General features: G+C 68.6%; 15 protein-coding genes. 8 read left to right on the plus strand and 7 right to left on the minus strand.

Annotated features, from left to right (window positions below; translation table 11 throughout):
• Positions 1 to 96 precede the first annotated feature (96 nt).
• Together pafA and BJ988_RS11470 are read right to left on the minus strand one after the other, a co-directional pair.
• The gene (pafA, locus tag BJ988_RS11465) at positions 97 to 1458 is read right to left on the minus strand and encodes a Pup--protein ligase (RefSeq protein ID WP_179658107.1); all 1362 of its coding nucleotides are present in this window, start codon (positions 1456 to 1458) and stop codon (positions 97 to 99) included.
• A 79-nt stretch (positions 1459 to 1537) separates the two neighbouring features.
• A complete protein-coding gene (locus BJ988_RS11470) occupies positions 1538 to 1948 on the minus strand; it encodes a MerR family transcriptional regulator (RefSeq protein ID WP_179658108.1) in 411 nt (136 codons plus the stop codon).
• Between the two features lie 106 nt (positions 1949 to 2054).
• Here BJ988_RS11470 and BJ988_RS11475 point away from each other — a divergent pair, with 106 nt between their 5' ends.
• The 3 genes from BJ988_RS11475 to BJ988_RS11485 all read left to right on the plus strand — a co-directional run bounded on the left by BJ988_RS11475 (position 2055) and on the right by BJ988_RS11485 (position 5202).
• Positions 2055 to 3563, plus strand: a complete 1509-nt coding sequence (locus BJ988_RS11475; RefSeq protein ID WP_425490838.1) for a SulP family inorganic anion transporter — start codon at positions 2055 to 2057, stop codon at positions 3561 to 3563.
• A 119-nt stretch (positions 3564 to 3682) separates the two neighbouring features.
• The gene (locus tag BJ988_RS11480) at positions 3683 to 4123 is read left to right on the plus strand and encodes a VOC family protein (RefSeq protein WP_179658110.1); all 441 of its coding nucleotides are present in this window, start codon (positions 3683 to 3685) and stop codon (positions 4121 to 4123) included.
• Positions 4124 to 4332: 209 nt separating this feature from the next.
• Positions 4333 to 5202 (plus strand): DMT family transporter, encoded by an 870-nt coding sequence (locus tag BJ988_RS11485; protein WP_179658111.1) that lies wholly within the window; start codon positions 4333 to 4335, stop codon positions 5200 to 5202.
• A 77-nt stretch (positions 5203 to 5279) separates the two neighbouring features.
• Here the strand turns inward: BJ988_RS11485 and prcA are convergent, their stop codons facing one another.
• The 4 genes from prcA to dop all read right to left on the minus strand — a co-directional run bounded on the left by prcA (position 5280) and on the right by dop (position 8898).
• On the minus strand, positions 5280 to 6158 hold the full coding sequence (prcA, locus tag BJ988_RS11490; protein WP_179658112.1) for a proteasome subunit alpha: 879 nt from the start codon (positions 6156 to 6158) through the stop codon (positions 5280 to 5282).
• A gap of 76 nt (positions 6159 to 6234) precedes the next feature.
• Positions 6235 to 7068 (minus strand): proteasome subunit beta, encoded by an 834-nt coding sequence (prcB, locus tag BJ988_RS11495; protein ID WP_179658113.1) that lies wholly within the window; start codon positions 7066 to 7068, stop codon positions 6235 to 6237.
• A gap of 3 nt (positions 7069 to 7071) precedes the next feature.
• The gene (locus BJ988_RS11500; RefSeq protein WP_179658114.1) at positions 7072 to 7269 is read right to left on the minus strand and encodes a ubiquitin-like protein Pup; all 198 of its coding nucleotides are present in this window, start codon (positions 7267 to 7269) and stop codon (positions 7072 to 7074) included.
• Positions 7270 to 7386: 117 nt separating this feature from the next.
• A complete protein-coding gene (dop, locus tag BJ988_RS11505) occupies positions 7387 to 8898 on the minus strand; it encodes a depupylase/deamidase Dop (RefSeq protein ID WP_179658115.1) in 1512 nt (503 codons plus the stop codon).
• A gap of 186 nt (positions 8899 to 9084) precedes the next feature.
• Between dop and BJ988_RS11510 the strand changes: the two genes are divergently transcribed.
• Genes BJ988_RS11510 through BJ988_RS11520 form a run of 3 tightly spaced genes read left to right on the plus strand, consistent with a single transcriptional unit; the run spans position 9085 to position 10512 of the window.
• Positions 9085 to 9243, plus strand: a complete 159-nt coding sequence (locus tag BJ988_RS11510) for a hypothetical protein (RefSeq protein WP_179658116.1) — start codon at positions 9085 to 9087, stop codon at positions 9241 to 9243.
• 9 nt (positions 9244 to 9252) lie between these two features.
• Positions 9253 to 9879, plus strand: coding sequence for a GNAT family N-acetyltransferase (locus BJ988_RS11515; RefSeq protein WP_179658117.1), 627 nt, complete (start codon positions 9253 to 9255; stop codon positions 9877 to 9879).
• Between the two features lie 27 nt (positions 9880 to 9906).
• On the plus strand, positions 9907 to 10512 hold the full coding sequence (locus BJ988_RS11520) for a class I SAM-dependent methyltransferase (RefSeq protein ID WP_343051575.1): 606 nt from the start codon (positions 9907 to 9909) through the stop codon (positions 10510 to 10512).
• A 7-nt stretch (positions 10513 to 10519) separates the two neighbouring features.
• Here BJ988_RS11520 and BJ988_RS11525 read toward each other — a convergent pair whose 3' ends face one another.
• Positions 10520 to 10861: a hypothetical protein gene (locus BJ988_RS11525; RefSeq protein WP_179658118.1), complete on the minus strand. Its 342-nt coding sequence runs from the start codon at positions 10859 to 10861 to the stop codon at positions 10520 to 10522.
• Between the two features lie 335 nt (positions 10862 to 11196).
• Here BJ988_RS11525 and BJ988_RS11530 point away from each other — a divergent pair, with 335 nt between their 5' ends.
• Complete coding sequence (locus BJ988_RS11530; RefSeq protein WP_179658119.1) at positions 11197 to 12366, plus strand: DUF2157 domain-containing protein; 1170 nt, start codon at positions 11197 to 11199, stop codon at positions 12364 to 12366.
• Positions 12363 to 12824 carry a GDYXXLXY domain-containing protein gene (locus BJ988_RS11535; RefSeq protein ID WP_179658120.1) on the plus strand — a complete coding sequence of 154 codons (462 nt, stop codon included), beginning with the start codon at positions 12363 to 12365 and terminating at the stop codon, positions 12822 to 12824. The genes BJ988_RS11530 and BJ988_RS11535 overlap by 4 nt, the downstream gene beginning before the upstream one ends.
• Positions 12825 to 12831: the final 7 nt, after the last annotated feature.

Consider the following 12831-nt stretch of genomic DNA (forward strand, 5'->3'; position numbering starts at 1 on the left):
ACGTGAAGTAGGTAGACGACAGCGGAGCACACCATATCCGTACGGTGGTTGCCTCGCGGCGAAGCCACCCCACAGCGTTTGCTGCCGCTTGGTGCTTTACATGCCGTCGATGAGCCGCTGGACCCGCTCGTCGTAGGCCTTCAGCGGGTCCTTGCAGAGCACGGTGCGCTGGGCCTGGTCGTTGAGCTTGAGGTGGACCCAGTCGACGGTGAAGTCGCGGCGGCGCTCCTGGGCCTTCTTGATGAACTCACCGCGCAGCCGCGCGCGGGTGGTCTGCGGGGGCACGGACTTGGCCTCGAAGATCTTCAGGTCCGTGGTGGCCCGCTTGACCGCACCCTTCTTCTCCAGCAGGTAGTAGAGGCCGCGGTTGCGGTGGATGTCGTGGTAGGCGAGGTCGAGCTGGGCGACCCGCGCATGGCCCAGCGGAAGGCCGTGCTTGGCGCGGTATCGATCGATCAGCTTCCACTTGATCACCCAGTCGATCTCGCGGTCGACCAAGGACAGGTCGTCAGACTCGATCGCCTTCAGCCCGCGCTCCCACAGATCGAGGGCGGCGAGCATGGTCGGGTCGGTGATCTCACGGCGGTCGACGAACTCACGCGCCTTGCTCAGGTACTCGTTCTGGATGTCGAGGGCGCTGGCCTCGCGACCGTTGGCCAGCCGCACCTTGCGACGGCCGGTCAGGTCGTGGGCGATCTCGCGGATGGCCCGGATCGGGTTCTCCATCGTCATGTCACGCATGACGACGCCCTCCTCGATCATCCGCAGCACCAGGTGGCAGCTCGCGATCTTGAGCATCGTGGTGGTCTCGGACATGTTCGAGTCACCGACGATGACATGGAGTCGCCGGTACTTCTCGGCATCCGCGTGCGGCTCGTCGCGCGTGTTGATGATCGGTCGGGAGCGGGTGGTCGCACTGGAGACGCCCTCCCAGATGTGCTCGGCACGTTGCGAGACCGCGAACCCGGCCCCGCGCGGGGTGTGGGTGACCTTGCCGGCGCCGACGATGAGCTGGCGGGTCACCAGGAACGGGATGAGCACGTCGGCGAGCTTGGAGAACTCCCCCGCCCGGCTGACCATGTAGTTCTCGTGGCACCCGTAGGAGTTGCCGGCCGAGTCGGTGTTGTTCTTGAAGAGATAGATGTCGCCGGCGATGCCCTCGTCGTGCAGCCGCTGCTCGGCATCGAGGAGCAGCCCCTCCAGGATCCGCTCCCCCGCCTTGTCGTGGGTGACGACCGAGGTCACGTCGTCACACTCGGGCGTGGCGTACTCGGGGTGGGAGCCGACGTCGAGATAGAGCCTCGCGCCGTTCCTGAGGAACACGTTCGAGCTGCGCCCCCAGCTCACCACCTTGCGGAAGAGGTAGCGGGCCACCTCGTCCGGGCTCAGCCGCCGCTGGCCGCGGAACGTGCAGGTCACGCCGTACTCGTTCTCGATGCCGAAGATGCGCCTGTCCATACTGAAACCCTAGACGGTCGACGGTCGCCCCGAAGCCGTTCAGCGCTACGACACGGCGGGTGGACCACCCTCCGGAACGTCAGCGCACCTCACGCTGCAGGATCGCGATGAACTCGTCGGCCATGGCGAGCTGCTGCTCGAGCTTCTGGCGGCGTACGCCTGCCTCGACCCGCAGCTCGACGAGCCGCTCACGCGCCTCGGGGGCCGCTGCCGGCCCCGCGATCTCGGGATCGGAGGCGCGCAGGGTCTCGATGTCGGCCATGGCCGCCTTCATCTGCTCGAGGCTGAAGCCGAGCGGCTTCATCCGCCGGATCACCAGGATCTTCTCGACGTCCTCCTCGGTGTAGAGCCGGAAGCCGCCCTCGCTGCGACCCGACGGCTTCAGCAGGCCGACCTCCTCCCAGTGCCGAAGGCTGCGCAGCGAGAGTTCGGTGCGTGTCGCCACCTCACCGATCTGCATGGCTCCCTCCGGAGCTGCCCTGCGCGTCATGGTGCCCTTTCTCACAGCGTCGGCGACGCCAACTCTCACGTCCCGTGAGGGTACGGTCTTTCTGTCGCGTCCATCCTGCCAGTCCCGACCGATCGGACCCCTCTCAGTGCCTTCGACCCTGCCCGCCTCATCGCCGAGCGAGCCCACCGTGCGAGCCGCGCTGCGATCGCCGCGACTGCTGCGTACGGAGGTGCTGGCCGGCCTCGTCGTCGCGCTCGCGCTGATCCCGGAGGCGATCTCGTTCTCGATCATCGCCGGGGTCGACCCGCGGGTCGGGCTGTTCGCGTCGTTCACCATGGCCGTCGCGATCTCGTTCCTCGGTGGACGGCCGGCGATGATCTCGGCGGCCACCGGCGCGGTCGCGCTGGTGATCGCACCGGTGATGCGCGACCACGGCTACGACTACCTGATCGCGACCGTGCTGCTGGGCGGGCTGATCCAGGTCGTGCTGGCGCTGGTCGGCGTGGCCAGGCTGATGCGGTTCATCCCGCGCTCGGTGATGGTCGGCTTCGTCAACGCCCTCGCGATCCTCATCTTCGAGGCGCAGATCGCCCACATGGTCGACGTCCCCTGGCTGGTCTACCCGATGATCGCCGTCGGCATCGCCGTCATCGTCGGCTTCCCACGGATCAACAAGGTGGTCCCGGCGCCGCTGGTCGCCATCGTCGCGCTCACCGCCTTCACCGTCGTCGGCGCGATCAACGTGCCCAACGTCGGCGACGAGGGCAAGCTGCCCGACAGCCTGCCGAGCTGGTTCATGCCCGACGTACCTCTCACTCTCGAGACGCTGCAGATCATCGCGCCGTACGCCGTCGGCCTGGCCCTGGTGGGGCTGCTCGAGTCGCTGATGACGGCCAAGCTCGTCGACGACATCACCGACACCCACTCCGACAAGACCCGCGAGGCACGCGGCCAGGGCATCGCGAACATCGTCACCGGCTTCTTCGGCGGCATGGGCGGCTGCGCGATGATCGGCCAGACGATGATCAACGTGAAGGTCTCCGGGGCACGGACCCGTCTGTCCACCTTCCTCGCCGGTGTCTTCCTGCTCATCCTCGTCGTCGGGTTCGGCGACATCGTGGCGCTGATCCCGATGGCGGCCCTGGTCGCGGTGATGATCATGGTCTCGGTCGGCACCTTCGACTGGCACTCGATCCGCCCGGCCACGCTGCGCCGGATGCCGCGCTCGGAGACGGCGGTGATGGTCACGACCGTCGTGGTCACCGTCGCGACCCACAACCTCGCCATCGGTGTCGGCGTCGGCGTCCTGGTCGCGATGACGCTCTTCGCCCGCCGGGTCGCCCACCTGACCGAGACCGACCGCAAGCTGGTCGAGAGCGCCGACGGCCGGGTCACCGCCGTCTACCGGGTCACCGGTGAGCTCTTCTTCGCCTCCAGCAACGACCTCTACACCCAGTTCGAGTACGCCGAGGACCCCGACGACATCGTCATCGACCTCTCCGACTCCCACATCTGGGATGCCTCGACGGTCGCCGCGCTCGACGCGATCACCCACAAGTACGAGACCAAGAACAAGTCCGTACGCATCATCGGCCTGAACCGGTCCAGCGCCGATCGCCACGAACGGCTCACCGGCCGGCTCAGCAGCCACTGACCACAGCTGGCGACATTCGCAGCGTCCACCATGTAGAGATCGGCTCGCCGGCCTCGTCTCCTCTCGAAAGCTCCGGTCAAGGGACTGAGCACTTTGAGCACTGGACGAGGATGGCAGTCATGACACATCAGTTGCGGTTCGACCACATCGGTATCACCGTCGCCGACATCGAGCGGGCCGCGGAGTTCTTCGTCGGCCTGGGCCTGGAGATCGAGGGACGTGGTCTCGTCGAGGGCGAGTTCATCGACACCGTCTGCGGGATCCCGGACTCGCGCTGCGAGATCGTGATGCTACGACCGCCGGGCGGCGAGACCGCGCTCGAGCTGGCCCGGTTCGTACGCCCCGACCACGTGCCCGGCTCGCCCGAGGCGATGGCCAACGAGCTGGGTCTGCGCAACGTCTGCTTCGAGGTCGACGACCTGGACGTGGTCCTCGAGCGGGTGGCTGCGGACGGCTATGGCCTCGTCGGAGGCGTCGGCGTCTACGAGGACACCGTGCGGATGGCGTACGTGCGCGGCCCCGAGGGCATCGTCGTCTCGCTCACGGACCGGATCGGCTGACACAGGGCGTCGCACCGAGACAGGAGGGTCCGGGTCTCGGGCGTGTGCCACACTTCGAGCCATGACTTCGAAGCACCTCGGCCTGCTTCCGCCGCCGGTCGCCTGACCGGAGCGGCCTCGCCGATCTGCCGCTGAGAGCGCGGATCGGCTCTCTTTGGCGTGCTCCAGACGCTGCCCTGTCGTCTTCTCGAACCTGGAGCACCTCTTCGATGTCCTCTCTCTCCGCCCGTCTCGGGCTCGTTCAGATCTGTCTCGCCGGGGTCCTATGGGGCACCGGCGGCCTCGTCCTCCAGATCGTCCGCGCGATCACGCCGATGTCGGTGCTCACGGTGAGCGCCTACCGCATGCTGATCGCCGCGGTCGTGCTGCTCGCCGTCCTTGCCGTCATCGGCCGCTTGAGCGACCTTCGCCTCGACCTCCGCACGGTGGTCGTCGGTGTCGCGACCGGTCTCTACCAAGCGCTCTACTTCGCCTCCGTGGTCGCCGTCGGAGTGACCGTGTCCACCGTCGTCAGCCTCGGGATCGCTCCGGCGCTCCTGCTGGCCGGCGAGGCCATCGCGTCACGTCAGCGGCCGACCGGTCGGCAGCTCGTGGTGCTGGCGACGGCGTTGACCGGGCTGGTCCTGGCCTCGGCGTACGCCGGCAGCGGCGCCGGCGGCGACCGGCCGGTGACCGGGATCCTGCTCGCGATCGCGTCCGGATCTGCGTACGCGCTCACCACTGCGATCGGGCGCCCGCTCGTTCAGCAGCGCAGCCCACTGTTGGTGACCGCCGGTGCGACCGGCGTCGGGGCCGTCTTCCTAACCCCGTTGGCGCTGCTCGGCGGCGGGCCGCTCGGCTCGTCCTCGGTGACGGTGTGGGCGTGGCTGGTCTACCTGGGCGTGGCGACGATGGCGCTGGCGTACGGCCTGCTCTACGCCGGGCTGCGCACCACGCGCAGCAGCGCGGCCACCGTGGCCAGCCTGATGGAGCCGGTCGCCGCCTCAGTGGCTGCCGCAGCGGTCCTCGGCGAGCGCCTCGCCGCACCGGCGGTCGCCGGGGTGGTGCTGATCCTGGTCGCCGTCGCCGGTCTGGCCTAGGCCCTAGATCGGACACGGAGCGAAGCCGGGGAGTCTCAGGCGCACCCGGTGCGTCTGAGACTCCCCGGCTTCTGGGCTCAGTCGAGCGGCGGGGCGATCGGCGGCTCGCCGTCGTCCTCGGCGGGTGGCGCCAGGGGCGAGTCTGCGACCGGCTTCTCGGCAGACTTGTCGCCAGCGTTCTCGCCGGCCTTCTCGACGGTCTTCTCGGCGGGCGCCTCGACAGCGGCCGGCTTCGCCTCCTCGACCTGCGGCTTCGTGGTCACCGAGCTGAGGATCTCGACGAGCGTCGCCGGCCGGATCCTGCGGAACTTCCGCGGCTGGGTGCGGTTGCGGTCGAGGACCGCGACCTCGAGGTCCTTGGCGGCGATCTCACGATCGTCGGTGTCGGTGTGGCCCAGCGCGGCGACAGCCAGCCTGATGGCGTCCTCGAGCGTGGCGCCCTGGGTGTAGCGCTCCTTGAGGTAGCCCCCGACGGACTCGGCGGCACCGCCGATGGCGGCGAAACCGTGCTCGTCGACGACCTGGCCGTCGTAGGTGAGCCGGTAGAGCTGGTCGTCCTCGGCGGAGTCGCCGATCTCGCCGACGAAGAGCTCAACCTCGTAGGGCTTCTCTCCACCGGAGGAGAAGATCGTGCCGAGGGTCTGGGCGTAGGCGTTGGCGAGTCCGCGGCCGGTGACGTCACGCCGGTCGTAGGCGTAGCCGCGCATGTCGGCCAGCCGCACGCCGGCGATGCGGAGGTTCTCGAACTCGTTGTAGCGACCGACCGCTGCGAAGGCGATCCGGTCATAGATCTCGCTCACCTTGTGCAGCGCGGCCGAAGGGTTCTCGGAGGCGAAGACGATGCCGTCGGCGTACTGCAGCGAGACCAGGGCCCGGCCCCGGGCGATGCCCTTGCGCGCGAAGTCCGCGCGGTCGCGCATCAGCTGCTCAGGGCTCACATAGAAGGGTGTGCTCATCGACGGCCTCGCTTCGCTCGTGCCGCCGAAGAGACTGGCTCATGGCGGTGTTGAATTGTTCGCTCGCTACGCTCGCTCACTTGGCCTCCAGCTCGGCGATGGGACCGTCGGGCCGCTGGAGCCTCCCGGCGATGACGTTCTCGGCCACGGCCGCGACCTCGGCGTCGGGCAGCGTGCGCCCGCCGTCGGCGGTGATCACGTGGACCAGGGGGAACAGTCGGCGTGACAGATCCGGGCCACCGGTGGCCGAGTCGTCGTCGGCCGCGTCGTAGAGGGCCTGGATCAGGACGGCGACCAGGCCGGCCTCGTCGAGGTCGGGCCGGTAGAGCTTCTTGAGCGAGCCCTTGGCGAACAGCGATCCCGATCCGACGCCGGTGTATCCGGTCTGCTCGAAGCGGCCGCCGGTCGGGTCGTACCCATAGATCCTCCCCTTCTCGGCGTCAGGGTCGAAGCCGACGAAGAGAGGCACGACGACAAGGCCCTGCATCGCCATCGCGAGGTTGCCGCGGACCAGAGCGGAGAGCCGGCTCGCCTTGCCCTCGATCGAGAGCGTGGTGCCCTCGATCTTCTCGTAGTGCTCGAGCTCGGTCTGGAAGAGCTTGACCAGCTCGACCGCGATCCCCGCGGAGCCGGCGATGCCGACCGCGGAGTATTCATCGGACGGGAAGACCTTGCGCATGTCGCGCTCGGCGATCAGGTTGCCCTGCGTGGCCCGCCGGTCACCGGCGATGATCACACCGCCGGGGAAGGTGGCCGCGACGATCGTGGTGCCGTGCGGCGCGATGTCGCTCAGGTTGCCCGGAACACCGTCGTGTCGCGGGAGCAGCTCTGGGGACTGCGCCGTCAAGAAATCGGCAAAGGACGAGGTGCCCGGCGTCATGAAGGCGGCCGGGATACGGGATTCCGACATCTACTACTGTCCGCCCTTCTGGATGAAGGACTTCACGAAGTCCTCGGCGTTGGTCTCCAGGACGTCGTCGATCTCGTCCAGGATGTCGTCGACGTCGGAGTCGAGCGCTTCCCTGCGCTCATTCACATCGGTCTCGGGCGCGGTCTCGACGGACTCCTCCGTCTCGGAGGACTTCTTCGGCTGCTTCTGCTCCTGTGCCATGTCTTCAACCTATCCACTCGCACCGACAAACCTGAGGAAACAATGCCCGATTTCGCTACGGGAGGAAGCAGAAGTCGTCGGTTGGACCGTGAGGTGGCACGAGTCGCGATCGACGGGTCAGGAACCGGTCAGTCGGTTGAACAGATCGAGGGCGGTCTCGGAGGAGTCGAGCAGGCCACCGACGTGCTTCTTGGTGCCGCGCAACGGGTCGATCGTCGGCACCCGCTGCAGCGACTCGCGACCGGGCAGGTCGAAGATGACCGAGTCCCAGCTGGCCGCGGCGACGTTCTCGGAGTACTTCTCCAGGCAGCGGCCGCGGAAGTAGGCCCGCGTGTCGGTCGGCGGCTCGTGCATCGCCTTCTCCACCAGGTCGTCGGTGAGCAGGCGCTCGATCCGGCCGGAGCGGACCAGCCGCTGGTAGAGGCCCTTCTCGGGGCGGATGTCGGCGTACTGCAGGTCGATCAGGTGGAGCTTGGGGTCGTCCCACTCCAGGGAGTCGCGATCGCGGTAGCCGAGCAGGAGCTTGTACTTCGCCACCCAGTCGAGCTCGGTGGCGCACTCCATCGGGTCGCGCTCGAGGCGGTCGAGCACCGACTCCCAGCGCTCCAGGACGTTCTTCGTCTGATAGTCCGCATCCGAGCCGTAGCGCTCCTCGACGAACTTCTTGGCCAGGTCCAGATACTCCATCTGCAGCTGGACACCGGTCAGCTTGCGACCGTCCTTGAGGGTGATCAGCGTCTTCAGGGTCGGGTCGTGGGAGACCGCGCGGAGTGCCGAGACCGGCCCGTCGACACTGAGATCGCGGGTGATGTAGCCGTCCTCGATCATGGCGAGCACCAGCGACGTACTCCCGACCTTGAGGTAGGTCGAGACCTCGGCCAGGTTGGCGTCGCCGAGGATCACGTGGAGCCTGCGGTATTTCTCCGGGTCCGCGTGGGGCTCGTCGCGGGTGTTGATGATCGGCCGCTTGAGGGTGGTCTCCAAGCCGACCTCGACCTCGAAGAAGTCGGCGCGCTGGGAGATCTGGAAGCCGTGCTTGGGGCGCTCCTGGCCGATCCCGACCCGCCCGGCGCCGGCGAAGACCTGCCGGGAGACGAAGAACGGGATCAGATGCTTGACGATGTCGGCGAACGCGGTGCTCCTGCGCATGAGGTAGTTCTCGTGCGCGCCGTAGGAGACGCCCTTGTTGTCGGTGTTGTTCTTGTAGAGGTGGATCTGCGGGTTGCCCGGCAGCCGCGCAGCCGCGCGGGAGGCGTCCAGCATCACCTGCTCACCGGCCTTGTCCCAGCGCACCGCGTCGAGGGGGTTGGTCACCTCGGGGCAGGAGAACTCCGGATGGGCGTGGTCGACGTAGAGCCGGGCGCCGTTGGTGAGGATGACGTTGGCCAGCCCGAGATCCTCGTCGGTGAGCTGGCTGGGGTCGGCCACCTGCCGCGACATGTCGAAGCCGCGCGCGTCGCGCAGCGGTGACTCCTCCTCGAAGTCCCAGCGCGCTCTTCTCGCCTTGAGAGTCGAGGTCGCGTACGCATTGACGACCTGCGAGGACGCCACCATCGGGTTGGCCTGGGGCTGTCCGGCCACGGAAATTCCGTATTCGACCTCCGTGCCCATCACCCGTCGTACGCTCATACCGCCGCCTCCGTCAGGACCCGCAAATCGTACGGATGCGGCGGCATGAGATTGATTGTCGCTCGCTGACGCTCGCTCATGCCTGCAAGGCTACCGGCCGGGTGCGTGAAGCCACGTGAGCATCCACTCGCCGCGCTGAGGTCGGCGGCAGTTGTTCGGCTGGACGGAACCAGGAGGATCCCGCACGTGAGACGCTACGCTTGGTGGTACGGCGCCGGAACGGCCGTCCTCGCGATGCTGGTGCTGTGGCCGCTCGCCGCGGCCGCGGTCTCGGAACGCACCGGCGAGACCGTCGCCGAACGTGGTGGCGGAGGCGGCGGAGACGGCCGAGGCGGGTCATGGTGAGGTTGGACCATGGGCACTCCTGAGATCCGGCGGGCGACCGCCGACGACCTCGACGATCTCTTCTCGATCTGTCTGCTGACCGGCGCCTCGGGCGAGGACGCCACCGAGTTCTACGACGACCCTCGGTTGCCGGGAAACATCTACGCGGCTCCATACATCGTGCTCCGTCTCGGCCTCGGCTTCGTCGCGGTCGACTCCGAGGGCGTGGTGGGATACGTCGTCGGCACCCCGTTCACCCGTGCCTACGAGCTGGAGTGCGAGGAGGACTGGTGGCCCGCCCTGCGCGTGGTCAACCCCGACCCCGGACCCGACCACGACCCCAACGACTGGAACGCCCGGCTCCGCTCCTTGATCCACCGGCCGGTGCGGACGCCGGGCGAGCTGTTGAGCGAGTTCCCGGCCCACCTCCACATCAACCTGCTCCCCCGCGCCCAGGGCCAGGGCGTCGGCAAGGAGCTGATCGGGATGATGCTCGGCTCCTTCCACGTCGCGGGCGTACGCGGCGCCCACCTCGGCGTCAGCACTGCCAACACCCGCGCGATCGGGTTCTACCAGCGCCTGGGGTTCACGACGATCGCCGAGACCGAGAGCACGCTGCTCCTCGGGGTCCAATGGACCGGCGAGATGGAAGAGTGAGCTCCCATAGGACTGTGGGAGACGCGCGTGGTGCCGCACATCGTGGACCGCACCTGCGGGATCGAGCAGCTCGACCCGCTTCGTGAGAAGGCCTGCGCCGGGCTCCACGGGCAGGTCGTCGAGATCGGCTTCGGCAGCGGGAGCAGCATCGGCCACTATCCATCCGGCGTCACCGAGATCGTCACCGTCGAGCCCTCCGACGTCGCCTGGCGGCTCTCGGCGTCACGACGTTCGGACTCGTCGGTCCCGGTGAGCAGGGTCGGGCTCGACGGCGCCCGGCTCCCCCTCGCGGACGCGTCGGTGGACACGGGCCTGGTCACGTTCTCGCTGTGCACCATCCCCGACGTCGCCGGCGCGCTCGCAGAGCTGCGCCGCGTCCTGCGCCCCGGCGGCACGATCGGCTTCGCCGAGCACGGCCTCTCCCCCGACGCCTCCGTCGCCCGCTGGCAGCATCGCCTCGACGGCCTCCAGCAGCGGCTCTTCGGCGGCTGCCACCTCACCCGCGACATCCCGAGGCTGATCGAGTCGGCAGGCTTCACCCTCGACGCGCTGGAGCAGTCCTACCTCCCGGGGCCGGCGCTCTCCCGTCCGTGGGGGTACCTCTCGGCCGGGCGGGCCGTTGCTCCCGAGTGATCTCGCCTCAGCGTTTGCGCGTACGCAGCGCGTGGGCGACGTTGACGCCGACGAGGCCCACCCAGGAGATCACCAGGGCGCCGACGTTGTCGGTGACGCCGAGGGTGATGCTGATCGGGATGCCGGCGACGGCCGATCCGGCGCCCAGGACGAACTGGAAGACCGAGGTGCGCGACTCGTTGCGCTCGGCGAGGGTGCGGGCCGAGGCGGTGGCGCCCACCCGCTCCTGGACGGTCTTCTCGATGCGGTCGGCGAAGCCCGCGACCAGCTCGGCGTCGAAGGCGTCCCCCAGCTCATGGCGGGTCTCCAGCCCAGCCTCGATGTCCTTGCGCGCCATCTCGTCTGCCACGTCGATCAACCTTAGGAATCAGATGCCGGGGCCGAGGTCCCCGAGTTGTGTTGAATGTTGGTTCGCTCGGCGTGGCCGTGTGCTGCGGCTTGCACGCCCGGGGCGTTGTTCGGGTCGACCACGACGACGAGCGCCGCCGCTCCGACCAGGATCAGCAACCACGCTGCCATCTGACGCCCCATTCTCCGGCCCGCTCCCGCGAACGCTCAAACACTAGCCCGCGGGCCCCGCACCCGCAGCCGAATACATCCCGCCCGGTCTCCCCGATCGCACGAGCCGTCGAGTTGAGTACCCATGCTCACGCGCCGAGCCCCGCGAGCCGCTGCAATGGTCATATGGAAACAGGAGCAAGACCAGTCGCGCCGAAGCGGCTCGACTGGCTGCACGACGAGACCGCCCGCTGGGTTGGCGAGGGCCTCCTCACCGAGCACACCGCGGAGAGGATCAAGGCACAGTACGTCGCCTCCCACACCAGCTCGCTGACGCGGGTCATCTCCTACCTCGGCGGCGCGTTTCTGGGTGTCGGGCTGGTGTGGCTCGTGGCGACAAACCTCGACGCGCTCTCGCCGCTGGTGCGGTTCGCCGGGATCGTCGTCATCTGGCTCGCGTTCACCGCTGCCGCGGAAGTGCCCACGCTCCCGGGCCCGCTGCGCGGCGCTTTCCGCGGGATCGCGGCGCTCGGCTTCGGCGGTGTCATCTTCCAGGCGGCGCAGAGCCTCCAGGTGCCGGCCTACGAGCCCTCTCTGGTCGGGCTCTGGGGGCTCGGGGCACTTCTCTACGCCTACGCGAGCGCAGGCGTGGCGCCGCTGGTCGTGGGCATCGTGACCACGATGATCTGGTTCGACTGGCAGGTGGTGGCGAGCAGCGAGAGCACCTTCGCCGGCGTCTTCGCGGTGCTGGTCGGCGGCGTGATCGCGACTGCGACAGCCGCACTGCACGACCGAGGCCGGGAGGCGTTCGCCCGGGTATGGCGGCTCGCGGGCGGCGTACTCGTCCTGGGTGGCCTTTTCGTCGCCGCCATCCCGCAGGTCGGCGACCGCGAGCTGGCGTGGAGCCCGACCCTCGTCGTGGCGCTGGTGATCGCCGCGCTTCTCGCCGCCGTCGCGGTGGGGCGTACGCGAGGGTGGTCCCGGTGGGAGGTGCTGGCCTCGGCGCTCATCGTGCCGATCGGACTCGCACTGGTCGCCTGGGACCCGCAGGTGAGCGACCTCGGCTCCGTCTCGGGCGAGGCGTGGCTCTCCGCCTTCGTCAGCATCGCGGTCTACGTCGTCGTTGCCGGTGCGGTCGCCATCGACGGCTCCGTGCGCGACCATACGCTGCTCGTCGTGCTCGCCACCGGCGCGCTGGTCGTCTTCACGACCATGCAGAGCTTCGCGGTCTTCGCGCCGATCATGTCCGGCGCGACCCTGTTCCTGATGCTGGGAGTGCTCCTGCTCGCCACCGGATTCGTCTTCGACCGCGCCCGACGTGGCGTGGCCGCCAACCTCAGCGAGGCCCTCTCATGAACGCTCGTACCAAGGTGATGCTCGTCTGCTTCCTCAACCTCGGACTGGTCGGCCTCGCCGTCGCCGGCCAGCTCTCCGCACGTCTCACCGGCGACGAGATCCGGCTCCGCGTCGCCCCGGTCGATCCGATCGACCCGTTCCGTGGCGCCTATGTCGACCTCGCCTATACCGACATCACCGAACGTACGACTCACGAGACCGGGGATGCGTACGCCTCGCTGGCACGACGTGGCCAGGTCTGGGAGGCGACCAGCGTCTCGGTAGACCCGCCTGCCGAGGGACTGTTCCTGAAGTGCCACGACGACGGCTCGCGGCTCGCCTGCGGCATCGAGAGCTTCTTCGTCCCGCAGGATCGGGCCAAGGAGATCGAGGGCGACGTCGGCCGCGGCGATGCGATCGCGGTGGTGAAGGTCGACTCCCGCGGCAACGCGGCGCTCGTCTCGGTCCGGACGCACTGACAGAGAC

Source organism: Nocardioides panzhihuensis (assembly GCF_013408335.1).
Taxonomy (GTDB): domain Bacteria; phylum Actinomycetota; class Actinomycetes; order Propionibacteriales; family Nocardioidaceae; genus Nocardioides; species Nocardioides panzhihuensis.

Excerpts from the sequence above, each read along its gene's own strand:
- BJ988_RS11500 (WP_179658114.1), bottom strand. The coding sequence starts at position 7,269 with ATGGCACAGGAGCAGAAGCAGCCGAAGAAGTCCTCCGAGACGGAGGAG.
- BJ988_RS11530 (WP_179658119.1), top strand. The coding sequence starts at position 11,197 with ATGGAAACAGGAGCAAGACCAGTCGCGCCGAAGCGGCTCGACTGGCTG.
- prcA (WP_179658112.1), bottom strand. The coding sequence starts at position 6,158 with ATGAGCACACCCTTCTATGTGAGCCCTGAGCAGCTGATGCGCGACCGC.
- BJ988_RS11535 (WP_179658120.1), top strand. The coding sequence starts at position 12,363 with ATGAACGCTCGTACCAAGGTGATGCTCGTCTGCTTCCTCAACCTCGGA.
- BJ988_RS11485 (WP_179658111.1), top strand. The coding sequence starts at position 4,333 with ATGTCCTCTCTCTCCGCCCGTCTCGGGCTCGTTCAGATCTGTCTCGCC.
- BJ988_RS11515 (WP_179658117.1), top strand. The coding sequence starts at position 9,253 with ATGGGCACTCCTGAGATCCGGCGGGCGACCGCCGACGACCTCGACGAT.
- pafA (WP_179658107.1), bottom strand. The coding sequence starts at position 1,458 with ATGGACAGGCGCATCTTCGGCATCGAGAACGAGTACGGCGTGACCTGC.
- dop (WP_179658115.1), bottom strand. The coding sequence starts at position 8,898 with ATGAGCGTACGACGGGTGATGGGCACGGAGGTCGAATACGGAATTTCC.
- BJ988_RS11470 (WP_179658108.1), bottom strand. The coding sequence starts at position 1,948 with ATGACGCGCAGGGCAGCTCCGGAGGGAGCCATGCAGATCGGTGAGGTG.
- BJ988_RS11480 (WP_179658110.1), top strand. The coding sequence starts at position 3,683 with ATGACACATCAGTTGCGGTTCGACCACATCGGTATCACCGTCGCCGAC.
- prcB (WP_179658113.1), bottom strand. The coding sequence starts at position 7,068 with ATGTCGGAATCCCGTATCCCGGCCGCCTTCATGACGCCGGGCACCTCG.